Raw genomic sequence first — 26,252 nt, 5'->3', positions numbered from 1 at the left:
CTCCCCCTGTCACCGGTACTCCGAAAGCCTGCGGTTGATGCCCAGGATCGCGCCGACCGCGCCCAGCAGGGCCAGCACGACCGCACCGATCGCCAGGCCGGTCAGCGCGTCGCGCCCGCCCTCGGCGGAGTCGGTGAACTCCTCCTGCTCGTGCTCGATCGCCTTCGCGAGCGCCTTGTCCACCTGGTCGAAGGACTGTCCTGTCGAGTCCTTGTCGCCGATGACCCTGTCCAGGGCGCCCTCGTAGTCACCGGCCTTGTCGGTGTCGTTCGCCGACTTGTGCCGCTTCTGCCACTCGGCGGCCGCCGTGCGGGCCTGGCCGACCGGCTGGGACCCCGCCTCGTCGTCGGCGAGCTTCCGCGCGTCCTCCAGCGCGGTGCCGAGGGCCTTCATGTTGCTCAGATGGTCCGTCTCGTACTGGTCGCTCTTGCCGTCCTTGGTGAGGACCGCACCGCGCGCGACCAGGGTCAGATTCTCGTTCGCCCGAGCCTTCAGCGAGCTGATCCGGGCGTCGTTGAGAACCTTCAGCGACGCCTGGCCGTGCGCGTTGGCGTTGTTCAGGTCCGTGCGGGCGACGGTGTGGCCCACCGCCAGCCAGAGCAGCACCACGGTGGACGCGGCCGTCGCCGCCAGCAGACCGTGGTTGAAGACCCTGTTCGTCCGCTCGTAGTTGCGGCGCTGCGTCCAGGCCAGGAGACCGAGGGCGACGACGCCGGCGCCGAGGGCCAGGAACGGCCACACACGGGCGCTGTCGGTGTCCTGGTCGAGGCGGGCCGTCTCCGACTCGTACAGCTTCTCGGCCGCCGGCAGGATCTCCTTCGTCATCTGCTGGTTGGCGTAGCGCAGATAGGCGCCGCCCAGCGGCAGCCCCTGCCGGTTGTTGGCCCGCGCGCGCTCGACCAGGCCCGTGTACCGCGGCAGTTGTTCGTTGAGAGTGGCGATCTGGCGACCGGAGTCGCTGGCGCTGTCGGTGTTCGTCGCGGCCTTGATCAGCAGTCTGGACGCCGTGTCGATGTCGTCCCTGTACCGCTTCTGTACGGTCGCCGGCTCCTGCGCGCCCGCCAGGAAGCCGCTCGCGGCTGCCGTGTCGGCGTCGGCGAGCGAGCGGTAGATGTTCGCCGCGTCCGCGCTCAGTGGCTGGCTGCGGCCGACGACGTCCTGGGCGGCGGAGGCCCGGTCCGCGACCTGGAAGGCCGTCACCGCCCCGAACACCACGACGAGCAGCGCCAGGACGGCCCCGATGATCTGGAGCCGGCCGGGCTCCGTCGTCGCCGCCGCGCGCAGGCGCTCCCTGATCTCGGCCCAGGCACCATGCCGCGCGGGTGGCGGCGCGGGCGGTGGAGCCGACTGCGCGGGCGCGTGCGTCGGCGCCGGAACAGGCGCTGTGCGCACGTTCGGCGGGTATGTCACTTGACCTCCCCCTCGGTCACTGACAACGGCGTCGCGCCCCTCGGCGGACGGAGGGACGTTTCCCGGCCAGCAGTATGGCCGCAGGGACCGGCATCCACACAAGCCTTGACTCGATCTTGTGCGGACCAAGCGCGCCGGCGGAGCACGATCCCCCTACCATGCTCCCCCCATTGAATACGTCACAGACCCGTGATCGGTTCCCACTCGCGAGGGTCCGGCCACGGGCCCGCGGGCCGGACACGCCCGGTGCGCACCCCGGCTCGGGCGCCCGAGTCCGCACCCCGCTGTCAGGCGCCCGAGTCCGCACCGGCGCCCGCGCCTGTCCCTTCGTCAGACGCCGTACGTCCGGTGGCCGTTCGGCGGACGTCCCGCGGAACGGCCACCAGTCGACCGCCGAACGCCGGCTGAACCCGGATCGAACGTCGGCCGGAGTGCTCAGGCGTCGTAGTGCGCCCGCAGCCTGGCGTGCGCGGCCGGCGTCGCGCCGGTGTGATCCAGCCCGAGCAGCCCGGCGCCCAGCACCGGCGGCGCCGTCACCACCCCCACCACGGCCTTCGGCGCGCGGGCCGCGAGCAGTTCCCGGATCCCGTCGTCCAACTGCGGGTGTCCGGCCGCCAGCACACTGCCGCCCAGCAGCACCGGAACCTCTTCGTCCAGCAGCTCCAGCCGCTCCAGAGCCACCCCCGCGAGCGCGACGACCTCGGCGGCGAGCCGGTCGACCAGCGACCTGGCGACCGCGTCACCCGCCGCGCTGGTCGCGAAGAGGACCGGCGCCAGTTCGTGCCTGCGGCCGTACGGGATGTGACCCAGGTGCAGCGCCTCGATCAGCGCGTACACCGAGTCGAGGCCGAAGTGCCCCGGCACCGTACGCATCAGCTCCGTCGGCTCTCCCCGCCCGTCCTCGGCGCGCGCCGCGAACCACAGCGCCTCCTCGGAGAGCCCCGAGCCCCCGCCCCAGTCGCCGGAGATCCGGCCGATGGCGGGGAAGCGCGCCGTACGGCCGTCCGGCAGCATGCCCACGCAGTTGATGCCCGCGCCGCACACGACGGCGACCCCGCGCGGCTCCTCACCGCCCGGCAGCCCGGCACGCAGTATCGCGAAGGTGTCGTTGCGCACCTCGGTGGTGCGGCCCCAGCCGCGCCGCTGTACCGCCGACGCCAACTCCGCTTCCTCCACCGGGAGATCGGCATTGGCCAGACACGCCGAGACATGCCCGGCGATCCCCTCCGTACGGAGGCCGGCGTCGGCCGCCGCGTCGGCGACGATCGCGGCGAGCCGGTCGATCGCCGGCTCCACGCCCACGACCGGAGGCTGGAAGCCCCCGCCGCGCGCCGCCCCGAGCACATGTCCGTCCGCACCGATCACGGTCACATCGGTCTTGCTGTTCCCGGCGTCGACGGCCAGGACGCTGCCGCGCCCCGCCGCCGGCTCGGTGCGGCTCACGCCCACGTGAGGTGCTCCCGGTTGTGCGCGATCAGCCGGTCGGTGAGGCCCTCGGCGTACTCGTACTGACCGATCAACGGGTGGGACAGCAGCGCCTTGTAGACACGGTCGCGCCCACCGTGCAGCGCTGCCTGGAGGGCCAGGTCCTCGTACGCGGTGACGGCTCCGACCAGCCCCGCGTAGAGCGGGTCGAGCTCCGGCACGGCCAGCGGCGTCGCCCCCGAGGCGTCGACGCGGGCCTGGACCTCGATCACCGCGTCGTCGGCGAGGAACGGCAGGGTGCCGTTGTTGTACGTGTTGACGACCTGCACCGGGCTGCCGCCGCTGCCCGCGTCACCCAGCAGCGACGCGGCGAGATCGACCGCGGCCTCGCTGTAGAAGGCGCCCCCGCGCTTGGCCAGCAGCTCCGGCTTCTCGTCCAGTGCCGGGTCCCCGTACATGGCGAGCAACTGCTTCTCCATCTCGGCCACTTCAGCGGCCCGCGACGGCTTGGTGCCCAGTTCCCGGACGACCTCGTCGTGCGCGTAGAAGTAGCGCAGGTAGTAGGAGGGCACCACGCCGAGGGTGTCGAGGACCCGGCGCGGCAGCCGCAGGTCGGCCGCGATCGTGTCCCCGTGCTCGGCGATCAGCTTCGGCAGCATGTCCTCGCCGTCGGGGCCGCCGATCCGCACGCTCCGCTCCCACGTCAGATGGTTCAGCCCGACGTGCTCCAGGTGGACGGCCGAGGGGGCGACGTCCAGCAGCTTGGCGAACTTGCGCTGGAAGCCGATCGCGACGTTGCAGAGCCCGATCGCCTTGTGCCCGGCCTGGAGCAGGGCGCGCGTCACGATCCCCACCGGGTTGGTGAAGTCGATGATCCACGCGTCCGGGTTGGCGCGCCGTACCCGCTCGGCGATGTCCAGCACGACCGGGACCGTACGCAGCGCCTTGGCGAGACCGCCCGCGCCCGTCGTCTCCTGGCCGACACAGCCGCACTCCAGCGGCCATGTCTCGTCCTGAAGGCGCGCGGCCTGTCCGCCGACACGCAGTTGGAGCAGGACGGCGTCGGCGCCGGCCACGCCCGCGTCCAGATCGGATGTCGTGACGATCCGGCCGGGGTGCCCCTGCTTGGCGAAGATCCTCCGCGCGAGGCCGCCCACCAGCTCCAGCCGGTCGGCCGCCGGGTCGACGAGCACGAGCTCACTGATCGGGAGCGTGTCCCTCAACCGGGCGAAGCCGTCGATCAACTCAGGTGTATAGGTGGACCCGCCACCCACTACTGCGAGCTTCATTTGTTCTTCTAGCCCTTCACTCCGGTCAGTGTGACGCCCTCGACGAAAGCCTTCTGTGCGAAGAAGAAGACGAGGATCACGGGGGCCATGACCAGGACGGTCGCGGCCATGGTCAGATTCCAGTCGGTGTGGTGCGCGCCCTTGAAGGATTCCAGCCCGTAACTGAGCGTCCAGGCCGCCGGGTTCTCCGACGCGTAGATCTGTGGGCCGAAGTAGTCGTTCCACGCGTAGAAGAACTGGAACAGCGCCACCGCGGCGATGCCCGGTTTCGCCATCGGCAGGACGACCCTGAGCAGCGTACGGAACTCGCCGCAGCCGTCCACGCGCGCCGCGTCCAGGTACTCGTTGGGGATCGTCAGCAGGAACTGCCTCAGCAGGAAGATGGAGAACGCGTCGCCGAAGGCCATCGGGATGATCAGCGGCCAGAGAGTGCCCGACAGGTCGAACTGCTTCGCCCAGAAGAGATACATCGGGATGATGATCACCTGGGGCGGCAGCATCATCATCGAGATGACGAGCATCAGCGACAACTGCCGTCCGCGGAAGCGGAACTTGGCCAGCGCGTACGCCACCGGGATCGAGGAGAGCACCGACAGGAGGGTGCCCAGGCCCGCGTACAGCAGGGTGTTCTTCCACCAGGTCAGAAAGCCCGGTGTGTCGAAGACCTTGGCGTAGTTGCCCCACTCCCAGCTGTTCGGGGTGAGGTCGCGGGTGAGCGCCTGCTGGTCGCTCATCACCGAGGTGAGGAAGAGGAAGACGAACGGCAGCACGAAGAACAGCGCCGCCGCGACACCGAGCGCGTGCACGGCGATCCAGTGCAGCACCGCCTTGCGGCGTGCCGTACGGGCCGCCGGTGTCCGCCCGTCCGTCGGCTTCACCGGGCGGCCGGGCGCGTCGAGGAGTTGCTGGGTCATGGTCAGTCACCCGTTCCGATCAGTCCGCCGCGACGCCGCATCAGGAACGCGGTAAAGACCATGGCCAGGGCGAACAGGACGAGCGCGACGACGCAGGCGGCGCCGTAGTCGAAGCGCTGGAAGCCGAGGTTGTAGACGAGCTGCGGCAGGGTCAGCGTCGACTTGTCGGGATAGCCGGGCTCGAACTGCTGGCCCGAGCCGCCGATGACGCCGGAGGCGACCTTGCCCGCGACCAGTGGCTGTGTGTAGTACTGCATCGCCTGGATCACCCCGGTGACCACGGCGAACAGCACGATCGGCGAGATGTTCGGCAGCGTCACGAAGCGGAACCGCTGCCAGGACGAGGTGCCGTCCAGCTCGGCCGCCTCGTACTGCTCCTTCGGTACGTCGAGGAGCGCGGCCATGAAGATCACCATCAGGTCGCCGATGCCCCAGACCGCCAGCGCCGTGAGCGCCGGCTTGGACCAGGTGGCCTCGTTGAACCAGCCCGGTGTGGGCAGCCCGAGATCGCCGAGGATCGTGTTGACGGGCCCCGTACCGGGGTTGAGGAGGAACACGAAGGCCAGAGTCGCCGCGACGGGCGGTGCCAGGTACGGCAGGTAGAACAGGGTCCGGAAGACCCCGGTACCCGTCTTGATCTTCGTGATCAGCAGGCCGACACCGAGACCGAACAGCACCCGGCAGGCGACCATGACCAGGACCAGCCACAGGGTGTTGCGCAGCGACGGCCAGAACATCGGGTAGTCGCTGAAGACGTACGACCAGTTCCCCAGCCCGTTCCAGACGGGGGCGTTGAAACCGTCGTACTTCATGAAGGAGAAGTACACGGTCGAGACGAGCGGATACGCGAAGAAGACCGAGAACCCGATCAACCAGGGCGACAGGAACGCCACCGTCCTCAGCGCGCTCCTGCGCCGCTTCGAACGGAGCGTGTTGCTGGACATCAGCGATCTCCCGGCCTGCTACTTGGCCTGCTCGATGTCGCGGTCGATCTGCTGCGCGGTCTTCTCCAGACCCTCCTGGAGGTTCTTCACGGAGCCCTTCTCGTACTGGAATCCGAAGTCCTGGAGCGTCTGCTGGTACGTCGCGCCGTTGATCGCGCCGTCGGGGGTGCTGGACTTCGGGTGCTGGGCGATGTCGAGGAACGTCTTGAAGCGCGGGTCGAAGTCCAGGTCGGGCGACTTGAGCGCGGCGAGCGTGGAGGGCACGTTGCGGATGCCGTTGGCGAACTCCACGACCGCCTTCGTGTCGGTGGTCATGTACTTCACCAGCTCCCAGGCGGCGTTCTGCTTCTTGCTCTGCGGCGCGATGCCCATGATCGTGCCGGACAGGAATCCCTTGCCGTAGCTGTCGGCCTCGTCGTCGGCGACGGGCATCGGCGCCACGCCTATCTCGAAGTCGGTGCCCGCGTCCTCGGCCATGCCGAGCCGCCACTCGCCGTCCAGCTGCATCGCCACCTGGCCGGTGTGGAAGGGGTGCTTGGCGCCCCACTCGTCACCGAAGGTGCTGCGGAACTTCTCCAGTTTGCCGAAGCCGCCGAGGTCCTCGACCAGCTTCTTCTGGTACGTGAACATCTCCGCGAAGGCCGGGTCCTTGGCGATGTTGGACTTGCCGTCCTTGTCGAAGTAGGCGTGGTCCCAGCTCGACATGTAGTGGTCGACGACCGTCTCGTAGCCGTGGTACGTCGGCATCATGCCGACCTGCTCGTAACTGTCGCCCTTGGGCTTGGTGAGCTTCTTGGCGACGTCGGCCAGTTCGGACATCGTCTTCGGCGGGGCCGTGATGCCCGCCTCCTTGAAGGCGTCCTTGTTGTAGTACAGCCCGTACGCGTCGCTGAGCAGCGGCAGCGCGCAGCGGTCGCCCTCGAACTGGGTGTACTGGAGCAGCACCTTCGGGAACGTCTTCTCCAGGTCGATCTTGTCCTTCTTTATGAAGGGCTCAAGATCGGCGAAGGCGCCGGAGGAACAGAACTTGCCGACGTTGGAGGTGGTGAAGGACGACACGACGTCCGGGCCCTTCGAGCCGCCCGCGCGCAGTGCCTGGTTGAGCTTGTCGTCGTTGATGTTGCCGACGACGTCGACCTTGATGTTGGGGTGCGCGTCCTCGAAGCGGTCGATGTTGTCCTTGATCGCCTTGACCTCGGCCGGCGCGCTCCAGCCGTGCCAGAAGGTGATCGTGGTCTTGGCGTCCGGGTCGTCCGACGCGGAGTTGCCGGACTGCCCCGTACAGGCGGCGGTGAGGACGGACAGCGCGGCGACCGCGACGGCGGAAGCGGTCAGACGGCGGTTTCTGGGCATGACGGAACTCCGGGTGTCGGTCGGGTCCTGAAAGGGATGGTGTGGGTGTTGAGGGGGCTCGGGGGCCGCGGGCGGAGGAGTCAGCGGGAGGTGTCGAAGACCTCGTCGCGGGTGGTCGCGAGGGCGCTCTCCAGCGCACCTCGCAACACGGGGTCCCGCTGCACCTCACCGATGAGCAGCCGGGGTCTGGAGGCGGCCAGTTCGGCGAGTTCCGCCTGGACGAGCGCGCGCAGGGGCTCTCCGCCGGCGGTGGTGACCCCGCCGGCGAGGACGATGAGTTCGGGGTCGAGCACCGCGGTCACGGACGCGAGACCGGTGGCGAGCCGCTGCGCGAACAGCCGCAGCAGCTCGGCCAGCCGCGGGTCGTCCTCGTGTCCGGCCGCCGCCTTCGTAAGGAGGCCGGCGGCGACGTACGCGTACGGCTGCTCCGGCGTCTCGATGCCGAGACCGCGGGCGAGACGCGGCACGCACTGGGCGCCCGCGAGTTCCTGGAAGCCGCCGCTGTTGGCCTTGACCACCTGGCGTACGAGGGGAGTGCCGGGCACCGGCAGGAAGCCGACCTCGCCGGCGCCGCCGGTGAAGCCCCGGTGCAGCCGGCCGCCGATGACCAGGGAGGCGCCCAGACCTTCCTGGTTCCACAGAAGGACGAAGTCGTCGTGGCCGCGGGCCGCTCCCAGCCGCTGTTCGGCGACCGCCGCGAGATTCACGTCGTTCTCGTACTCGACGGGCATCGGCAGGGCGGCGGCCAGTTCGCCGAGCAGCGTGGGGGAGTGCCAGCCGGGCAGGTGCGAGGCGTACCGCAGCCGCCCGGTGGACGGGTCGAAGGCGCCCGGCGTACCGATGACGACGCGGTGCACGTCGGCGCGTGCGAGACCGGCGGCCTTCACGGCGCCGTCCAGCGCGTCGGTCACCTGGGTCACCACGCTGTCGGCCGAGCGGCGTCCCGGCGTGGGCAGTTCGAACCGGCCGACGGTGGCGCCGGTGATGTCCGCGACGGCGGCGAGGATGCGCTCCGGGTTCACATCGAGCCCGGCGGCGTGGGCGGCGCCCGCGTTGACCGCGTACAGCTGCGCGTTCGGGCCCGGACGCCCCTCCGTGGTGCCGGTGGCGACGACGAGACCTGCCGCCTCCAGCCGGGCCAGCAGCTGGGAGGCGGTCGGCTTGGAGAGACCCGTCAGTTTGCCGATCCGGGTACGGGAGAGGGTGCCGTGCGCCAGCAGCAGGTCCAGCGCGGCGCGGTCGTTCATCGCGCGCAGGACGCGTGGTGTGCCCGGGGACGGCGTGGACGGATCGCTCACGGCGTGTGCACCTGCCCTTCGGCGACTGCTCTCCCGGTGTCGTTCTTCGCGACACTGTTAGGAAAGTTTCCTATTTGATGGGAGGAAAGTAGGCCGGGCGTCAGGGAGCAGTCAATACCCGTTCACGACCGGCGCCCCCGAGGCAACCAAAGCGTTACCTGCGGGGGCGTGTGTGCGACGGACGTTCGAGTCGATGCCGGGCGGCTTCCCGGCGGGCCCCCGGCGGGGCGCTGACGGGCGCCGACGGGCTCCGGGAGCCTCCCAGAAGCTCTCGGAGCTTCCGGGGCCCCGCTACTTGGTCAGATTGGGGTTGGGCGGCTGCTGCGGCGCTATCGGCGCCGCCGCGAGGGACTGCGGCGACGTGGGGCTCGCCAGGGCCGACGGCGCGGCCACACCGGCCGCCGGATCGGACGGGGCCGCCTCCGTGCCCACCAGGGGCAGTCCGCCGACGATCTGGATGCCCGCCGCGTCCAACGCCTGCTTGATACGCCACCGCAGCTCGCGCTCCACGCCCAGCGCCTTGCCCGGCATCGTCTTCGCGCTCACCCGCACCGTCATCGATTCGAGCAGCACCGAGTCCAGTCCCAGGATCTCGACCGGACCCCACAGCCGCTCGGCCCAGGGGTCCTCCTTCGCCATCTTCTCCGCGACCGCGGTGATGACGTCGCGGACCCTGTCGAGGTCCTCGGTCGGCCGGACCGTCACATCGACACCGGCCGTGGCCCAGCCCTGGCTGAGGTTGCCGATCCGCTTCACCTCGCCGTTGCGGACGTACCAGATCTCGCCGTCGTCGCCGCGCAGCTTCGTCACCCGCAGCCCGACCTCGATGACCTCGCCGGACGCGACTCCCGCGTCGATGGTGTCGCCCACCCCGTACTGGTCCTCCAGGATCATGAAGACACCGGAGAGGAAGTCGGTGACGAGATTGCGCGCGCCGAAGCCCAGGGCCACACCGGCGACACCCGCCGACGCCAGCAGCGGGGCCAGATTGATGTTCAGCGCCCCGAGCGCCATCAGCGCCGCCGTACCGAGGACCGTGAACGACGTCACCGAGCGGAGCACCGATCCGATGGCCTCGGAGCGCTGCCGACGCCGCTCGGCGTTCACCAGGAGGCCCCCGAGGGCCGTGCCCTCGACGGCCGTGGCGCTGCGGTTCATCCGCGATATCAGCTTGGTGATGGTGCGCCGCAGCACATGGCGCAGAACGAGCGCGATCACCACGATCAGCAGGATGCGCAGGCCGATGCTCAGCCAGGTGGACCAGTTCTGCTCCACCCAGCCCGCGGCTTCGTTGGCACGGTCCGCCGCCTCGTCGAGTGTGGCGGGCTCGGGCGTCGGGCCAGGGGCCGGCGGGGCGGACGGGGACACGGCGGGACCTCCTGCAAACACGGGCGGGGACCAACCACACTAACGGGGCATCGCGTCTCCTCCGTTGCCGTACGGGAGGGAGAGACACTCCTCACGCGCGGGTGGCGGGCGAAGTCGCAGGAAGGTACGGGGGCGGGGACACGCCAGGTCAGGGGGACCGGAGGGCGTGTGGGCGAAAACACTCCGAGCCCGTTACCAAGACGTGGTGGCGTTTCGACCAGGCATGAGGAGAGACTGAGACAGATCGTCCCGGCGCGAGCCACGCGCCGCCGGCGTACCAAGGAGGCACCGTGCCACATGTCCTGGTCCTCAACGCGTCGTACGAGCCGCTCGGCGTCGTACCGCTCCGTCGCGCGCTCGTCCTCGTTCTGGAGAACAAGGCCATCTGCCTTGAGGAATCCGGCGCCTTCCTGCACAGCGAGACCCAGGTGCTGCCCGCGCCCAGCGTCGTACGGCTGAAACGGTTCGTCCGGGTCCCCTACCGGGGGCCCGTTCCCCTGACCCGTCGTGCGCTGTTCGCCAGGGACGGCGGGCGCTGCATGTACTGCGGGAGCGTCGCCACCAGCGTCGACCACGTCATCCCGCGCAGCCGGGGCGGGAAACACGTGTGGGACAACGTGGTGGCCGCCTGCCGCCGCTGCAACCACGTCAAGGCCGACCGGCACCTGCGGGAGCTGGGGTGGAGACTGCGCCACCAGCCCGCGCCGCCGTCGGGGCTCGCCTGGCGGATCATCGGGACCGGACACCGGGATCCGCGCTGGATGCCGTATCTGCAACCCTTCGGCGCCGAGGACGCGGTGGCCCGGATCGACGGCATTTCTGCCTAGGATCCGGGCCTTCGTCGTGCCGGGGCCCGTGCCCCCTGCGTGCCCCCTGCGTGCCCCCTGCGGGGCCGCGGCGGCGCGTCCTCCTTACGAAGACGGAGGCGGAGGCGGCGTCGCCTCCGTGACCGCGTACGCCTCCACCGACCACAGCGAGTAGCCGAAGCGGGTCGCCCGCCGCTCGCCCTGGATCCGGATGAAGCGGGTGTCCTTCGCGTCCATGCGGACCGACTCGCGTCCGCCCCGGCCGTCCGCGACGCGCGTCGCGTCGCGCCACGAGCGCCCGTCGGCCGAGACCTGGATCCGGTAGGCGCTCGCGTAGGCGTCCTGCCAGTTCAGGACCACCTGGCCGAGCCGGACCGGCTCCGCCAGCTCCACCTGCCACCACGCGCCGTCCTCCGCGGGGGACGACCACCGGGTGGCCGGGTCGCCGTCGCTCGCGGCGGTGGCCGGGAACGCGGGCGTCTCGTCGCCCGACGACGAGGGCACCGCGCCCGGCGTCCGTACGAGGTCGGCCCCGCCCGTACGCGGCGAGGCCCGCACCGTCAGGGTGCGCTCCTCACCGCCGAACGACAGCGGCACCCGGTAGGTACCCGCCGGGGTTCCCTCGGCGACGGTCACCTGGACCGGCACCGTCGTACGGAGGCCGCGCGGCACGGTCACCCGCTCGGGCACCGTCACCTTTATGCCGTCCGGGGCCTTCGCCGTCAGCGCGCCGCTGATCGGGCCGGGGCGCTGTGCCTCCAGCTCCGCCTCGACGCTCGTGGCCTCCCCGCCGATCTCGGCGTCCGCCACACCGCGGGCGAGTTCCAGCCGGACCCGCGGCTCGTCGGTGAACCACGGCACGACCCGCCGCACCGACGGTGTCGTCGCACCCGGCACATGGGGCCACGTGACCCGTACGGCGTCGGCGCGCAGCCCCTTCGCGTCGGTCTGGGTCCAGCCGCTCTGCGACACGGGCCCCAGCCTCCGCCAGCCCTCGCCCGGGACGTGCGCCTCCACGGAGGCGCCGTCGCCGGTGCCCGGCTCCGTCATGGTCGTGATCACGCCCACGGGGCGGGCGCGGCCGACCCCCACGGTGTACGCGTCGGTGCTCCGGGTGGCGCGCGCCTCCGGGCCGGCGGAGCGGTCGGCGCCCGTCCAGGACGCCGACTCCTTGGCCGCGCGGTCCAGGAACGGGTCGAGGACGCCCTCGCCGACGGTGACGGTGCTCTCCGCCGCCGCCTTCCGCAGCGGTTCGAGGCTGAGCGACGCCTGCCAGGCGGCGTCTCCGTCGCCCCGCGACTGCGCCTGGAGCATGTCGACCGACAGCTCACCGGCCCGCCCGTATCGTGCCAACTGCTCGCTCCACGGCCGCACTTCGTCGTCCAGCCGCCCGTCGGCCGTGCCGGACAGGCGCTCCGGAGTCTCCCGCATCACGGTGAAGGCGGCCCGCAGACGGCTCGCCGCCGCGTCCCTGGCCTTCGGGTTCTCCGCGGCGCCGGCCCCCGTACGGGTGCGCCAGAACTCCTTCAACAGAGGGCGGAGATACGCCGACTCCGTCCGGCTCAGGATCGAGGAGGAGTCGTTCCCGGCGAGCGCGCCGATCGCCTCGCGCGCCCTGGTGTCGTCGCCCGCGAGATCGTCCATCGCCGCCTGCCAGGACTCCTGCGGCTGGTAGCCGCGCGGGTTCCAGGCGTAGTCGGCGGCCGTGAACAGCGGGATACGTGACGCGGACGGCTGTTCCATCGCGTTGGCGAGCAGCGCGGCCGAGCCGGAGGCGACGGCGGGCTCACGGCCCGTGTAGGGGCCGAGGAAGATACGTCCCCGCTCGTAGTCGTTGACCGGGTAGTTGTCCATCGTCACCAGCGGGTGCTTGAACGCTTCGCGCGCACCGGCCAGTTCACTTCCGGTGATGGTGCGGGGCACCACACCGACGCCCGTCCACGCCACCTGCACTCGGCCGTCGAGGCCGTCGGCGAGGGCCCTGCGGTACTCGGTGGTCCCGTCCTGGAAGTACTCCGTCGGCATCACGGTCAGCGGCTCACCGCCCGGATACCGCCGCGCGAGGTGCTCCGCCACCGCGTTCGCGACGCGCGCCTGCGCCGTCGCGGCGGCACCGGGGCCCGAGCCGAAGGTGTCCCGGTCCTCGTCGCAGTGCCACTCGCTGTAGCTGACGTCCTGGAACTGGAGCTGGAAGGCGCGCACACCCAGCGCCCACATCGCGTCCAGCTTGCGGTTGAGCGCCTTGACGTCGTCCTTGGACGACATGCACATGGCCTGGGCCGGAGCCACGGCCCAGGCGAGCGTCACATGGTTGCGCCGCGCGCGCTCGGCCAGGTCGCGGAACTCGGCCCGCTGCGCGGCGGGGTACGGCTCACGCCAGCGCGCCTGGCGGAAGGCGTCGTCGCCCGGCGCGTAGAGATAGCGGTTCTGCTTCGTCCGCCCCATGAAGTCCAGTTGCGACAGCCGCTCCTGATGGCCCCACGGGTCACCGTAGAAGCCCTCGGTCATTCCGCGTACGGCGGTGCCCGGCCAGTCGCGCACGAGGACGCCGGGGACCTTGGCGCGGCCCGGTCCGCCGACGATCAGCTGGCGCAGGGTCTGCGCGGCGTGGAAGAGGCCGTCGTCGCCGACCCCGTCGAGCGCGATCGTCTCGCGGCCTCCGACGGTGCCCACGGCGATCCGGTAGCCGCCGGAGGGCAGATCGGTCCGCTCACGTGCCCGCAGGGTCCTCAGGGCGGTCCGGGCGCCGCTGCCGCCCGCGAGGACGACGGGGCCGTCGCCGGTAGGCGGGGGCGCGGGGCGTCCGGATACGGGCGGGGCTGTCGTACGGACCGTACGGACCCCGGCCTCGCGCAGCGCGTCCTTCAGAGCCTCGACGGCGTACGGATCGCTCTCCTCGGGCGCGACGACGGTGACGTCGTCACCGAGGGTGACGGTTTTCCCGCCCGCCTTGAGCGACTGGGGCCGGGGCCAGACGGCGGGCAGGCCCGACTCGGCCTCCCCGTCGGGAGTGGTGGCCGTCGTGGAGCCGGGGTCGGCGGGGGCCGCCGTCGCGCCGGGTGCCGTGCCCAGGAGTCCGCCGATCACGGCCACCGTGACGGCTGTCGCCGTCCGCCTTCTGCGCCCGAGTTGCACGCGCCTGCTCCCCTCGTGGCTCCCCGAATTCCGGTCCGTCCGGCCGATCGGCGTCGAGCCCACCACCCCGGGGTGAAGGTGTCAATGCGCGTGGCCGTTGTGACCGTTTTGCCGGTTGTGATAGGCAGGGTGGATCAACTGCCGCTCTGGGAACGGAGCGTGAGCCGGGGCACGTTAACCGGAGCAGTACGTCTGTGGCCGTGCCGACTGGGTAGGGCTGCTGTGTCCCGTTGTCCGAGCCGTCTTTGGAGGCGCCGCCATGGCCGCCGCACAGTTGCTTCCCACCGCCCTGTCCAAACAGGCGGTTCCTGGTGACCCGACCGACGAGGAGCCCCTCGCCGTCACGCTCCCCGGACCGCTGACCAGCGACACGCCGGGCCCACTCACCAGCGAACCTCCCCTCGCCGATGCCGCACCCCTCACGAGCGAGCCCCCGCTCGCCGACGCCGCACCCCTCACCAGCGAGCCGACCGCGCCCGGTACGGCCGGTGGCACGGAGTTCTCAGGAGTCTGAATGGGCCTGGCCAGGCTCGCGGCGCTGCACGGTGTCGCCACCGTCCACTCACCCAGCCCCGACGTCGCCGTCCCGGTCCCCGACGAGACGGTCGTCGCGGTGCTCGCCGCGCTGGGCGTCGACGCGTCCACGGACGAGGCCGTCCAGGACGCGCTGACCCGCGCCGAGTCCGCCGCCGCGAGCCGCCTGCTGCCGCCCACCGTGGTCGTGTGGACCGCTCCGGAGAACGCCACGACCGATTCGGACACGCCGGGGGCGGGCGCCGGTTCCCCCGCGGCGGTGCTGCCTCCCGCGCTTCCGCGGGCGCTGGCGGATCTGCCACCGGGCACGTTCCTGCGGGTCGAGACGGAGCAGGGCGACACGGTCGAGTGGCCGTCGCCGGAAGCGTCGGAACCCTCCCCCGGTGCGGTCGCCGGCAGAACGCCCCTCACGGCCCCCGTGGGCCGTTCCTGGCCCGGTCTGCCGCTCGGGGTGCACCGGCTGGCCGCCGTCGCCGCCGACGGCCGTACGGCGGGCGCCGTGCTCGTCGTCGCCCCACGCGACGTGCCGCGGCCGCCGCCCCGTACGCACGGCTTCCTCGTCCAGCTCTACTCCCTGCTGTCCGGCCGCTCCTGGGGCATGGGCGACCTCGGTGACCTCGCGGAGCTCGCCACCTGGTCCGGCCGGGAGCTGGGCGCCGGATTCGTCCAGATCAACCCATTGCACGCCGCCGTCCCCGGCGACCCGACCGACCCCTCGCCGTACCGCCCCTCCTCGCGCCGCTTCCCCGACCCCGTCCATCTGCGGGTCGAGGCCGTCCCCGAGTACGCGTACGTCACCGGCCGGGGGACCGGGCGCCTCGCCGGGCTGCTGGAGCAGGCCGCCGGTCTGCGCGCCGCGGTCCTGGAGAAGGACGCGCTGATCGACCGCGACGCCGTGTGGCGGCTCAAGCGCGAGGCCCTGGAGATCGTGCGCGAGGTCCCGCTCGGCCCCGGCCGCCGGGCCGCCTACCACCACTTCCTGGCCGAGCAGGGCCAGGCCCTGGAGGACCACGCCACCTGGTGCGCACTCGCCGAGGTGCACGGCTCCCAGTGGCACGACTGGCCGTCCGGGCTGCGCGATCCCCGCTCCGCCGAGACCGGCCGGGCACGGCACGAGCTGATCGACCGCGTCGACTTCCACAGCTGGCTGGCCTGGCTCACCGACGAACAGCTCGCGGCGGCGGGCCGCGCCGCCCGCGACGCGGGCATGGCCGTCGGCATCGTCCACGACCTCGCGGTGGGCGTGCACCCCGACGGCGCCGACGCCTGGGCGCAGCGCGACGCCTTCGCCGAGGGCATGTCCGTGGGCGCCCCGCCGGACGCCTTCAACGCGCACGGCCAGGACTGGGGGCTGCCGCCCTGGCGCCCCGACGTACTCGCCGCCTCCGGGTACGCGCCGTACCGGGGACTGCTCCGCGGACTGCTGACGCACGCGGGCGCCCTGCGGATCGACCATGTGATGGGCCTGTTCCGGCTCTGGTGGGTCCCCGCCGGCGCGGACCCGACGCGCGGCACGTACGTGCGTTACGACGCCGAGGCGATGCTCGCCGTCCTCGTCCTGGAGGCGCACCGTGCGGGCGCCGTCGTCATAGGAGAGGACCTCGGCACGGTCGAGCCCGGCGTACGGGAGGCACTGCACCGCCGCGGGGTGCTCGGCACGTCCGTGCTCTGGTTCGAGCGGGACTGGCAGGGCACCGGCCGCCCGCTGGCCCCCGAGAGCTGGCGCGAGGACTGCGTCGCCACCGCCACCACCCACGACCTGCCGTCCACCGCAGCGCGCCTCACCGGCGAGCATGTGGAGCTGCGGCACCGGCTGGGGCTGCTCGGCCGCCCGCTGGAGGAGGAGCGGCGCGAGGAGTCCGCGGAGGTCGCCGAGTGGCTCGGCACCCTCACCCGGCTCGGCCTGCTCCCGCCCGACGGGGGAGACGAGGAGGAACAGATCCGCGCGGTCCACCGGTTCCTGCTGCGCACACCGGCCCGCATGATCGGTGTCTGGCTGCCGGACGCGGTGGGCGACCGCAGACCGCAGAATCTGCCGGGGACCTGGGACCAGTATCCGAACTGGCGGCTGCCGGTCGCCGACGCCGAGGGCCGGCCCATGACGCTGGAAGAGCTGGCCGCCTCGCCCCGGTTGCACGGCCTGATGAGCGTATTGCGCCCCTCTGTGACGAATTGACAGCTTGTACGGGACCCCCGGGCGCGCGGGCGCCCCGCGCGTTCGCTACGTTGGCACCGTGGACAAGAAGAACGCCCTGCGCGCCGGCGCTGTCATGGCCGGAACGACGCTGATGATGCTGCTCATGTCGTCTCCCGTGCTCGCCGCCAACCGCGACGACGGCGACGACCCGGGCCCCGGCCTGACCGTCGTGGAGACCCTCGGCCTGTACGTGCTGACGCCGCTGGCGGCGTTCGCGGTGATCGCCGGCCTGGTGATGGTCCTCGACAAGTCCAAGAAGCAGCACCGGGTCTGACAGCTCGGACGCCCCTTCCTCTTTCAAGAAGGCGCCGCGTGGCACAGGTGTGCCGTGCGGCGCCGCGGTGCGCTCCATGTGCCACACCGCCACCGCCGCGCCACGCGACAGGAGCCGGGGGCGGCCCCCGAAGAGACCGCCCCGCTCCTCATCGCCCCGTCACCCCGCCGCCGCGTCCGCCGCCTGGGCGCGCAGCGCGCGGTCCACGCCCGCCCGGGACTCCGACATCAGGCGGCGCAGCGCCGCGTTCGGGGATGCCGAGGCCAGCCAGGCGTCGGTCGCCTCCAGGGTCGACGGCGCGACCTGGAGCGCGGGGTACAGCCCCAGCGCGATCTGCTGCGCCATCTCGTGGCTGCGCGAGTCCCACACGCCCTTGACCGCCTCGAAGTACTTCTCCACGTACGGCGCGAGCAGCTCCTGCTGGTCGGTCTGGACGAACCCGCCGATGACCGCTTCCTGGAGCGCGTTCGGCAGCTTGTCGGACTCCACGACCGAGGCCCACGCCTCGGCCTTCGCCTCGGCCGTCGGCCGCGCCGAGCGGGCCGACGCCGCGTGCCGCTCGCCCGCCGCGGTGCGGTCGCGCTCGTACTCCGCCGCGATCTCGTCCTCGTCGAACACCCCGACCGCCGCCAGCCGCTGGACGAACGCCCAGCGCAGCTCGGTGTCCACGGCCAGACCTTCGACCGACTCCGAACCGTCCAACAGCCCCTGGAGCAGATCCAGTTGCTGCGGCGTACGGGCCGTCGCGGCGAACGCGCGCGCCCAGGCCAGCTGGTGGTCGCTGCCCGGCTCCGCCGTCCGCAGGTGCGCCAGCGTCGCCTCCGTCCACTGCGAGAGCCCCGCCTCGCGCCACTCCGGTGCCGCGTACAGGTCCAGCGCGAGCTTCACCTGACGGTGCAGCGACTGCACGACGCCGATGTCCGTCTCCTTGGCGATGCCCGACAGCGCCAGCGCCAGGTAGTCGCGCGTGGCGAGCTCGCCGTCACGCGTCATGTCCCACGCGGACGCCCAGCTCAGCGCGCGCGGCAGCGACTCGGTGAAGTCCCCGAGGTGCGCGGTGACGACCCGCAGCGACTCCTCGTCGAGGCGGACCTTCGCGTACGACAGGTCGTCGTCGTTGAGCAGGACGACCGCCGGCCGGGGCGTGTTCTCGGGGAACGGCACCTGTGTCAGCTCGCCGTCGACGTCCAGCTCGATCCGGCTGCTCCGGACCAGCTTGCCGTTCTCGGTCAGGTCGTAGCAGCCGATCGCGATGCGGTGCGGACGCAGCACCGCCGTGCCCTTCGCGCCCGGCGGCAGCGCGGGCGCCTCCTGCCGCACGGCGAGGGAGACCACGTGCCCGGCCTCGTCCAGCTCGATCTCCGGCCGCAGGATGTTGATGCCGGCCGTCTCCAGCCACGCCTTCGACCAGGTCTTCAGATCACGCCCGGAGGTCTCCTCCAGCGCGCCCAGCAGATCCGAGAGGCGCGTGTTCCCGAACGCGTGCGCCTTGAAATAAGCCTGCACGCCCCGGAAGAACTCGTCCTGACCGACATACGCGACGAGCTGCTTGAGGACGGACGCCCCCTTCGCGTACGTGATCCCGTCGAAGTTGACGAGCACGTCGTCCAGGTCCGTGATCTCCGCCATGATCGGGTGCGTCGACGGCAGCTGGTCCTGCCGGTACGCCCAGGTCTTCATGGAGTTGGCGAACGTCGTCCACGACTGCGGCCACCGCGAGTCCGGCGCGTGCGCGAGGCACGCGATCGAGGTGTACGTCGCGAACGACTCGTTCAGCCACAGGTCGTTCCACCACTCCATGGTGACCAGGTCGCCGAACCACATGTGCGCCAGCTCGTGCAGGATCGTCTCCGCACGCGTCTCGTACGCCGCGTCCGTCACCTTCGACCGGAAGACGTACTGGTCGCGGATGGTGACGGCGCCCGCGTTCTCCATCGCGCCCGCGTTGAACTCGGGCACGAAGAGCTGGTCGTACTTGGCGAACGGGTACGCGTAGTCGAATTTCTCCTGGAACCAGTCGAAGCCGAGCCGCGTGACCTCGAAGATCGCGTCCGCGTCCAGATACTCGGCGAGCGAGGGCCGGCAGTAGACGCCGAGCGGCACCGACCGGCCGTCCTTCTCGTACGTGCTGTGCACCGAGTGGTACGGGCCGACGATCAGCGCCGTGATGTACGTCGAGATCCGCGGCGTCGGCTCGAAGCGCCATACGTTCGACTCGGGCTCCGGCGTGGGGGAGTTCGAGACGACGGTCCAGCCCTCCGGGGCCGTCACCGTGAACCGGAACGTCGCCTTGAGGTCCGGCTGCTCGAACGAGGCGAACACGCGCCGCGCGTCCGGCACCTCGAACTGCGTGTACAGATAGGCCTGCTGGTCGACCGGGTCGACGAACCGGTGCAGACCCTCACCGGTGTTGGTGTACTCGCAGTCCGCGGTCACCGTCAGCTCGTTCGCGCCCTGCCGCAGATGGTGCAGCGCGATGCGCGAGTCCCGGAAGATCGAGGCGACATCGAGCTGCTTGCCGTTCAGCACCACCTGGTGGAGGGCGGGCGCCACCAGATCGATGAAGGTCTCCGCCCCGGCCTCCGCGCTCTCGAAGCGTACGGTCGTGACGGAACGGTAGGTCCCGCCCTCCTGCGCGCCGCTGAGATCGAGGTCGATCTCGTACGAGTCAACGGTGAGGAGGCGCGCCCGCTGCTGCGCCTCTTCACGGGTCAGATTTGTGCCAGGCACCCGGTCATCTCCTCGGATCGGTACGTTTTGCCTCATCCTTCCATGGGCGCCCGGTCCGCCGCCCGGCAGTTACCGCGAGCCCCCGGGCCGCACCGCGACGTCCGGAAACCGCCGGTCAACGCCGTGTGGGGGCGCGATGCTCGGCGTATGACACAGCACATCGCACGGGCGATCGAGTCCGCCGTTCTGAAGGAACTCCGCGACACCGACGACGCGGGAGCCGCCCGCACTCCGTTCACCGACACCGGGGGCGGCCGGCCGCTGCGCTGCTGTCTGCGGCCCAGCACGGTCGGCGACCGGATCACGCTCGTCTCGTACGCGCCGCTGCGCCGCTGGGCGGCCGAGACCTCGGCCGAGCCCGGCGCCTACGACGAGCAGGGGCCCGTCTTCATCCACGCCGAGGAGTGCGAGGGACCGGCGGCGGACCCGGCCGGCTACCCCTTCGCCAGGTCCGGGGCGCTGCGCGCCGTACGCCGTTACGACTCCGAGGGACATATCGTCGGCGGCCGGCTGCTGGAGATTCCCGAGGCGGCGGACAAGGGCTTCGACGAGGCGTTCGCCGAGGCCTTCGCGGACCCGGAGGTGGCGCTCGTCCATGTCCGGGCGGTGGAGTTCGGCTGCTTCCACTTCGAGGTACGCCGCTGAAGCCCGTCCGGCGTACAGGCCCCGGGGCCGGGGTCCGTACGCCGGACGGTTCACTCTCGACCGGCGGTCGCGGTCGGTAGGGAGGCGGTGTCAGCCGCGCGGCTCGGCGGCGACCAGCTCCGCGATCTGCACCGCGTTCAGCGCCGCGCCCTTGCGCAGGTTGTCGCTCGACACGAACAGCGCCAGGCCGTTCTCCACCGTCTCGTCCCGGCGGACGCGTCCTACGTAGGAGGCGTCCTTGCCCGCGGCCTGGAGCGGCGTCGGGATCTCGGACAGCTCGACGCCGGGGGCGTCCTTCAGCAGCTGGTACGCGCGCTCCACGCTGATGGGACGGTCGAAGCGGGCGTTGACCTGGAGGGAGTGCCCGGAGAAGACCGGCACCCGCACACAGGTCCCGGAGACCTTCAGCTCCGGGATCTCCAGGATCTTGCGGGACTCGTTGCGGAGCTTCTGCTCCTCGTCCGTCTCGAAGGACCCGTCGTCCACGATCGAGCCCGCGAGCGGCAGCACGTTGAAGGCGATCGGACGCTTGTAGACGCCCGGCTCGGGGAATTCCACGGCGTCGCCGTCGAACGTCAGCCGGTCGGCGTTCTCGACGACCTTGCGCGCCTGGTCGTGCAGTTCGGCGACGCCCGCGAGCCCGGAGCCGGACACGGCCTGGTAGGTGGTGGTGACGAGCGCGACGAGACCCGCCTCGTCGTGCAGGGGGCGCAGCACGGGCATCGCGGCCATCGTGGTGCAGTTCGGGTTGGCGATGATGCCCTTGGGGCGGTCGGCGATCGCGTGCGGGTTGACCTCGGAGACCACCAGCGGCACCTCGGGGTGGCGCCGCCAGGCGGACGAGTTGTCGATCACCACGGGGCCCTGTGACGCCACCTTCTCGGCGAGCGCCTTGGACGTGGCGCCGCCCGCGGAGAAGAGCACGATGTCCAGGCCGGTGTAGTCGGCGGTCGACGCGTCCTCGACGGTGACCGGCTCGCCCCGCCACTCGATGGTGGAGCCCGCGGAGCGGGCGGAGGCGAACAGCCGCAGCTCGTCGGCCGGGAAGTTCCGCTCGGCCAGGATGGTGCGCATGACTGTGCCGACCTGACCGGTGGCTCCGACGATTCCGACCTTCACAGGGACTCCTCCGTACGTACACGCGGCCCGGGTGCCGCGTCCATGATGCGTCTCCCCGAGCCCGCCTTGTCCAATCCATTCCGCTGGTCGGGACGGGTGCGGTGTCCGTCACACCCCAACGGGGGCACGGGACGGACAGCCGCCAGGGGCACACGTAAGGGGCGGGCGCCCGCCAGGACGCCCGCCCCCTCCTTACGTATCAGCCGGACCGGCCGCTACGGCAGGACCTTCTCGATCACGACACTGCCGGTGCCCGCGGCCGTACCGCGCGCGTTCAGCAGCTGGACCTCGCCGAAGAACTGCCGGCCCTCCGGAGCCGCGCCCGCCACCGTCACCTCGGCGGAAACCTCCGCCGACGCGCCGTTGGCGAGCTTCACCGGAGCGTCGCCGACCGTGACCTCGCCGAGCGACGCCGAGTAGAAGACGTCGCGGTAGTCGTACTCGGTGGTCCCGGCCGGGACCGAGTAGCCGGCCACCACGAAGGTGTACTCACCGGCTGAGGGCTTGACCAGGCTCACGGCCTCCTCGGAGTCACCGTCGGCGGCCTGCCCGACCAGTACGCCGTCCCTGAAGACCGCGAGGTCCAGGTCCGCCGAGGTGTCCGAGACGCCGCCGATGGCCACATCGAGCCGCTCGACGCCCGCACCGATGGTGACGGTCGTCTCCTTCTCCTCGTTCTGCCCGATCGAAGGCCGGTCGACCTTCGCCGAGCCGAGCGAGCCGCCCGCGAGCTTGCCGTCGATGGCGGCGAACCCGTTGGTGACGGTCCACTCGACCGGGGTCGGCGTACCGATCTTGGCCTCGGGGAGCGTGGTGACCGCCGGGTCGAACGCGGCCCCCAGCACGGTGACGTCCAGCTTGTACGGGTTGTTCAGCAGCGGCGACGTACGACGCGACTCGACCTCGATCTCCCAGACGCCCGGCGTCGGGTCCGCGTACGAACGCAGGTCCGGACGGCAGGTGTTGGCCGGGTTCGCGTAGTTCGGGTAGCAGAAGATCGTCGAGCTGTCCTCCATCTGCACACCCTGCGGGTGGAGGCTGATGAAGCGGGTCTGGCTGCCCTCGGCGAGTCCGCCGAGCGCGACCTCAAGGGTCTTGGCGCCCTCGGGGACGGTGACGAAGTACGACTCGGTGCCGTTGCGCTCGACCGAGCCCAGCGACGAGTACGTGAAGGCGGGCTTCGCCAGCTTCTTGGAGACGACCACGGTGGTGAGGATCTGCTTGTCCACACCGGTGCTGGAACGGTCGTCCAGTTCGAGGATGGCGCTGTGCGTGCCGGCCTGGTCGGGCTTGGCCTGGACGGTGACAGTGACCGGCTTGTTGAACGGCAGCTTGACGTTCTTGCCACTCAGCAGCCTGAAGGTGCCGTCGTTGTACTTCCAGTTGAGCTGGTGCTCCACCAGGCGCTTGGGACCGGTGGTGCGGGTGACGGTGACGTCGTACGTCCGGCTCTTGCCGGCCTGGAGGCCGCCCTCACGGTCGTAGACACCGGTGCCGAAGCCCGGGGTCTTCAGCGCGAAGTCGATCGAGGTGTCGACCGGGGCCTTGACGCTGTACTCGTTGGCCTTCGCACCGTCCTGGATCGCGTCCCACGCGCCGACGACGTCGATGAGGCCCGCGCCCTGCTCGTGCGCCTTCTTGCCGGCGATCTTGGTGGCGGTGGAGGTGAGCGCCGTCCGCAGCTTCGCGGGGGTCAGCTCGATCCCCTCCTGCTTGGCCGCCGAGAGCAGCAGCGCGCTCGCGCCGGTCGCCTGCGGCGAGGCCATCGAGGTGCCCTGGAGCATCGAGTAGCCGGGCGGCAGCTGGTAGCCGGCCTCGGCGACGGGGCCGCCGGGGTACCAGGTCTGCGTGGTGTTGATGGCGGCACCGGGGGCCGAGATGATCGGCGCGAAGCCACCGTCCTCACGCGGACCGCGGGCGGAGAACGGCATCATGTCGTAGTCGGTCGTGGTGACCGAGCCGTAGTTCGCCGCCCACGTCTCCTTGGAGATCGAGGCGCCGACCGAGATGACCTTGTCCGCGACAGCCGGGTCGCTGATGGTGTTGGTGCCCGGACCGTCGTTGCCCGCGGAGATCACGAGCTGGACGCCGTAGGTGTCGATTAGCCGGTTGTAGAGTTCGGCCCGCGCGTTGTTGCCGTCGTTGAGACCGGGCAGTCCGCCGATGGACATGTTGACGATGTCCACGCCGCGCTCGATGACGAGGTCGGCCATCCCCTCGGTCAGGGCGATGTTGGTGCAGCCGCCGCTCCAGGTGCAGGCGCGCGAGGAGACCAGCTGGGCGCCGGGCGCCGCGCCGTTCATCTTGCCGCCGAACAGGCTGTTGGCCGCGGTGATACCGGCCACGTGGGTGCCGTGCGAGCCCTCGATGACGCCGATGTTGACGTAGTCGGCCCTGGCGCCCGCAGAGTTGTAGACGACGTCCTCGCGGACCTCGACGACGAACGGGATGCGCTCGACGATCTCGGTCTTCGGGTCGTCCTCGCCGAAGTAGCCGATCTGGAAGCCGTTCCTGTACGGCTTCATGATCTTGTCATTGCCGAACTTGGCGTCGTTGTCGAGGTCGACACGTACGGTGCGGGTGCCCGCGTCGTACAGCATCGCCCACACGTCGGTCGTGTCGCCGTCGCGGTTCAGGTCCCCGGCCATGTCGCCGCCGCGCGTGGCGGACTCGGCGAACAGGTTGAACTTGTAGTTCCCGGCGGGGGCCGAGTACGTGCGGTTGTTGACCGTGAACGACGGGCCCTTGACGTCGAACTGCATCTGACGCCAGGTGCCGTCACCGTCGGAGACCGGGTCCGTCGCCGTGACCCAGTCGACGATCTTGCGCTCGCCGGTGCTGGTCTTCTGCAGCGCCGGGTGGCCCAGGTCGATGCCGGAGTCCAGGATGCCGATGGTGACCCCGCGGCCGTCGGCCTTCGGGTTCTGCTTGACGAAGTCCACCGCACCGGTCTCGAAGGACGGGTTGTACGGGTTCTTCGCCGGGGTGTTCGCGCCGGGCGCGGCCGCGGCCCTGGCGCCCTCGGCCTTCGCGGCGCCCTTCACCGTGTCGGCGGCGGGCGTCGGGTCGTCCAGCTCGATCTCGTGCTTGAGGTCGATGCCGTGGACGGAGGAGAGCTTCCCGGCCGCCTTGAGCGCGGCCTCGGCCTTGCCGGTGGGCAGGGTGGCCCGTACGTAACCGAGCTGGTCGTACGTCTTGCCGACCACCGCGCCGGACACGGCGTCGAGCTGGCCGGAGACCTGCTCGGTCTGGCCCGGTGCCGTGGCCACCATGACGGTGACGTTCTTCTCGCCCTCGGCGACGGCCTTGTCGAGGAGGTCGACGTCGGCCGAACCGAGCTTCTCGGAGGCGGACTTGGCAGGTTTCACAGGTACGGAGGCGGCCGGGTCGTCGGCGGCCGGAGCGGCGAAGACAGGCAGCGCGCCGCCGGCTATCAGCGCGGCCGCGAGGCCCGTGGCGGCGGCGACCCGAGCCACGCGTCTCGGACCGGATATGGAGCTCTCGGATTCGGAGGTCATCAGCATCCCTGGTTGTGAAAGAGACAGTCCGGAATTCGGTACCGGATGACCGCTCAGCTTTGCGTAAATGACCAGGGTTTGTGGAGAGCTGTCAGTGCTGGGAACCGGCGGTGGCGTACATCCGCCACCGGACCGGCTCCGCCATCGAGGACCAACCACCTGATATCCGGGCCTCCTTCCGCCCGCTCTCCTCCCGTGACCTCACCTCGGCAGCACGATCACGCGCGCCGGGGGCTCGCGGTCGGCCGAGGCGAGCAGGGCCGTCCGGACCACCGTCGCCTGCAACTCCAGCGAATCGCGCAGCTTCCGGGGCGTCAGATGGACGACCGTGATGCCGAGCCGCTCCAGGTGTTCGCGCTTGCGCGCGCACTCGGACCACTCGGCCTCGTCCTCCGGCGTCCTGCCGTGGCGCGGCGCCCGTGTGTCCAGTTCGACCGCCACCGCGTGGTCGGGCCAGTAGGCGTCGAGGCCGCCGAGATGGGGGCCGCCCGGAAGCCGCAGGTCGACGTTCCAGACCGGCTCGGGGAGCCCGTGCGCGCGCACCATCTCGTAGAGGCGGCCCTCGGCGAGCGCGCGGCCGGCGGCGAGCAGCGACTCGACGGCGTCCACGACATGCGGCCGGGACAGCAGCCGGGCCTGACTCAACTCCCTTACGACGGCGGCGGGTTCGCAGTGCCCGTACCGCACGGCCTCGGTCAGCATCCGGCGTACGGCCGCCGGGTCGGTGAGCCCGGCGACCGCGTCGGCCAGGGCGCGGGCGACGGGCGCCACGGGGAGGCCGGTGACCTGTTCGGCGGCGGGCAGCGCGTGCGCGCGGACGATACGGACGCACCCCGTGGAGCGCAGTCGGCGGGTACGCGGGAGGAGTACGTCGATGTGGTCCAGCGCGGTCAGCGCGGGGGCCGACGAGAAGCCGTGCAGGGTGAGGGCGGCCAGGCCGGTGATCATCGCGGTGTCACGGGAGGGTCGGGCGCCGGCCGGCCGGTCCGCGGGCTGGGCCGGGACCTCCCCGCGTGCCGCTCCGGAGGCCGGTCGGCGCTCCGCGTACAACAGGGCACCGCGCAGGCGCTCCTCGCTCGTCGGCGGGCCCTGGTGGAGCAGGAACACCCCCGGCAGGAACTGCTGCCAGGGACCCCCGGGCCCGCAGCGCGCGGCGGCGCGGGCCGCGCTGACGCCGTGCTCGCGCAACTGCGCGGCGGACAGGACACGCCGCTGCGCGCCGGTGAGGTGGCTGAGGGGGCGGGGGAATAGCGGGGAGGTTTCGCCGCCGCAGGAGGTGGAGGAGTTGTTCAT

General features: G+C 71.3%; 18 protein-coding genes. 5 read left to right on the top strand and 13 right to left on the bottom strand.

Annotated features, from left to right (window positions below):
• Positions 1–9: 9 nt before the first annotated feature.
• The 8 genes from ACIBBB_RS10315 to ACIBBB_RS10280 form a co-directional block, all read right to left on the bottom strand.
• On the bottom strand, positions 10–1,410 hold the full coding sequence (locus ACIBBB_RS10315; protein WP_398980567.1) for a hypothetical protein: 1,401 nt from the start codon (positions 1,408–1,410) through the stop codon (positions 10–12).
• Positions 1,411–1,845: 435 nt separating this feature from the next.
• On the bottom strand, positions 1,846–2,853 hold the full coding sequence (locus tag ACIBBB_RS10310; protein WP_398980565.1) for an N-acetylglucosamine kinase: 1,008 nt from the start codon (positions 2,851–2,853) through the stop codon (positions 1,846–1,848).
• The gene (locus ACIBBB_RS10305) at positions 2,850–4,124 is read right to left on the bottom strand and encodes a 6-phospho-beta-glucosidase (RefSeq protein WP_398980564.1); all 1,275 of its coding nucleotides are present in this window, start codon (positions 4,122–4,124) and stop codon (positions 2,850–2,852) included. The genes ACIBBB_RS10310 and ACIBBB_RS10305 overlap by 4 nt, the downstream gene beginning before the upstream one ends.
• 8 nt (positions 4,125–4,132) lie before the next feature.
• Positions 4,133–5,038: a carbohydrate ABC transporter permease gene (locus ACIBBB_RS10300; protein ID WP_398980563.1), complete on the bottom strand. Its 906-nt coding sequence runs from the start codon at positions 5,036–5,038 to the stop codon at positions 4,133–4,135.
• Positions 5,039–5,040: 2 nt separating this feature from the next.
• The gene (locus tag ACIBBB_RS10295) at positions 5,041–5,982 is read right to left on the bottom strand and encodes a carbohydrate ABC transporter permease (protein ID WP_398980562.1); all 942 of its coding nucleotides are present in this window, start codon (positions 5,980–5,982) and stop codon (positions 5,041–5,043) included.
• A gap of 18 nt (positions 5,983–6,000) precedes the next feature.
• On the bottom strand, positions 6,001–7,335 hold the full coding sequence (locus tag ACIBBB_RS10290; protein WP_398980561.1) for an ABC transporter substrate-binding protein: 1,335 nt from the start codon (positions 7,333–7,335) through the stop codon (positions 6,001–6,003).
• An 80-nt stretch (positions 7,336–7,415) separates the two neighbouring features.
• Complete coding sequence (locus tag ACIBBB_RS10285; protein WP_398980777.1) at positions 7,416–8,582, bottom strand: ROK family protein; 1,167 nt, start codon at positions 8,580–8,582, stop codon at positions 7,416–7,418.
• A 342-nt stretch (positions 8,583–8,924) separates the two neighbouring features.
• Complete coding sequence (locus tag ACIBBB_RS10280) at positions 8,925–10,001, bottom strand: mechanosensitive ion channel family protein (RefSeq protein WP_398980560.1); 1,077 nt, start codon at positions 9,999–10,001, stop codon at positions 8,925–8,927.
• A 290-nt stretch (positions 10,002–10,291) separates the two neighbouring features.
• Here ACIBBB_RS10280 and ACIBBB_RS10275 point away from each other — a divergent pair, with 290 nt between their 5' ends.
• The gene (locus ACIBBB_RS10275) at positions 10,292–10,828 is read left to right on the top strand and encodes an HNH endonuclease (protein WP_382564395.1); all 537 of its coding nucleotides are present in this window, start codon (positions 10,292–10,294) and stop codon (positions 10,826–10,828) included.
• Positions 10,829–10,912: 84 nt separating this feature from the next.
• On the opposite strand, the gene ACIBBB_RS10270 is transcribed toward ACIBBB_RS10275, so the two are convergent.
• The gene (locus ACIBBB_RS10270) at positions 10,913–13,942 is read right to left on the bottom strand and encodes a beta-N-acetylglucosaminidase domain-containing protein (protein ID WP_398980559.1); all 3,030 of its coding nucleotides are present in this window, start codon (positions 13,940–13,942) and stop codon (positions 10,913–10,915) included.
• 259 nt (positions 13,943–14,201) lie between these two features.
• On the opposite strand from ACIBBB_RS10270, the gene ACIBBB_RS10265 reads away from it, so the two are divergent.
• From ACIBBB_RS10265 to ACIBBB_RS10255, 3 genes are read left to right on the top strand one after another with little or no spacing between them, the layout of a single operon-like run.
• Complete coding sequence (locus tag ACIBBB_RS10265) at positions 14,202–14,456, top strand: hypothetical protein (RefSeq protein ID WP_398980557.1); 255 nt, start codon at positions 14,202–14,204, stop codon at positions 14,454–14,456.
• On the top strand, positions 14,457–16,652 hold the full coding sequence (gene malQ / locus ACIBBB_RS10260) for a 4-alpha-glucanotransferase (protein ID WP_398980556.1): 2,196 nt from the start codon (positions 14,457–14,459) through the stop codon (positions 16,650–16,652). It abuts the gene before it with no gap.
• A gap of 58 nt (positions 16,653–16,710) precedes the next feature.
• The gene (locus ACIBBB_RS10255; RefSeq protein ID WP_398980555.1) at positions 16,711–16,947 is read left to right on the top strand and encodes a hypothetical protein; all 237 of its coding nucleotides are present in this window, start codon (positions 16,711–16,713) and stop codon (positions 16,945–16,947) included.
• 159 nt (positions 16,948–17,106) lie between these two features.
• On the opposite strand, the gene pepN is transcribed toward ACIBBB_RS10255, so the two are convergent.
• Positions 17,107–19,677: an aminopeptidase N gene (gene pepN, locus ACIBBB_RS10250; protein WP_398980554.1), complete on the bottom strand. Its 2,571-nt coding sequence runs from the start codon at positions 19,675–19,677 to the stop codon at positions 17,107–17,109.
• A gap of 147 nt (positions 19,678–19,824) precedes the next feature.
• On the opposite strand from pepN, the gene ACIBBB_RS10245 reads away from it, so the two are divergent.
• Positions 19,825–20,322 carry a DUF1203 domain-containing protein gene (locus ACIBBB_RS10245; protein WP_398980553.1) on the top strand — a complete coding sequence of 166 codons (498 nt, stop codon included), beginning with the start codon at positions 19,825–19,827 and terminating at the stop codon, positions 20,320–20,322.
• A gap of 90 nt (positions 20,323–20,412) precedes the next feature.
• Here the strand turns inward: ACIBBB_RS10245 and ACIBBB_RS10240 are convergent, their stop codons facing one another.
• The 3 genes from ACIBBB_RS10240 to ACIBBB_RS10230 form a co-directional block, all read right to left on the bottom strand.
• Entirely contained in the window at positions 20,413–21,441 is a 1,029-nt protein-coding gene (locus ACIBBB_RS10240) for an aspartate-semialdehyde dehydrogenase (protein ID WP_398980552.1), read from the bottom strand.
• A 215-nt stretch (positions 21,442–21,656) separates the two neighbouring features.
• Positions 21,657–24,965, bottom strand: a complete 3,309-nt coding sequence (locus tag ACIBBB_RS10235) for a S8 family serine peptidase (protein ID WP_398980551.1) — start codon at positions 24,963–24,965, stop codon at positions 21,657–21,659.
• Positions 24,966–25,160: 195 nt separating this feature from the next.
• Positions 25,161–26,252, bottom strand: coding sequence for a hypothetical protein (locus ACIBBB_RS10230; protein WP_398980550.1), 1,092 nt, complete (start codon positions 26,250–26,252; stop codon positions 25,161–25,163).

It is taken from the genome of Streptomyces sp. NPDC051217 (assembly GCF_044455465.1).
Lineage (GTDB): Bacteria > Actinomycetota > Actinomycetes > Streptomycetales > Streptomycetaceae > Streptomyces.
The sequence above is the reverse complement of the archived record's forward strand: the minus strand, read 5'-3'. Positions and strand labels throughout refer to the sequence as shown.

Excerpts from the sequence above, each read along its gene's own strand:
- ACIBBB_RS10245 (WP_398980553.1), top strand. The coding sequence starts at position 19,825 with ATGACACAGCACATCGCACGGGCGATCGAGTCCGCCGTTCTGAAGGAA.
- ACIBBB_RS10285 (WP_398980777.1), bottom strand. The coding sequence starts at position 8,582 with ATGAACGACCGCGCCGCGCTGGACCTGCTGCTGGCGCACGGCACCCTC.
- malQ (WP_398980556.1), top strand. The coding sequence starts at position 14,457 with ATGGGCCTGGCCAGGCTCGCGGCGCTGCACGGTGTCGCCACCGTCCAC.
- ACIBBB_RS10235 (WP_398980551.1), bottom strand. The coding sequence starts at position 24,965 with ATGCTGATGACCTCCGAATCCGAGAGCTCCATATCCGGTCCGAGACGC.
- ACIBBB_RS10290 (WP_398980561.1), bottom strand. The coding sequence starts at position 7,335 with ATGCCCAGAAACCGCCGTCTGACCGCTTCCGCCGTCGCGGTCGCCGCG.
- ACIBBB_RS10230 (WP_398980550.1), bottom strand. The coding sequence starts at position 26,252 with ATGAACAACTCCTCCACCTCCTGCGGCGGCGAAACCTCCCCGCTATTC.
- ACIBBB_RS10300 (WP_398980563.1), bottom strand. The coding sequence starts at position 5,038 with ATGACCCAGCAACTCCTCGACGCGCCCGGCCGCCCGGTGAAGCCGACG.
- ACIBBB_RS10265 (WP_398980557.1), top strand. The coding sequence starts at position 14,202 with ATGGCCGCCGCACAGTTGCTTCCCACCGCCCTGTCCAAACAGGCGGTT.
- ACIBBB_RS10295 (WP_398980562.1), bottom strand. The coding sequence starts at position 5,982 with ATGTCCAGCAACACGCTCCGTTCGAAGCGGCGCAGGAGCGCGCTGAGG.
- ACIBBB_RS10305 (WP_398980564.1), bottom strand. The coding sequence starts at position 4,124 with ATGAAGCTCGCAGTAGTGGGTGGCGGGTCCACCTATACACCTGAGTTG.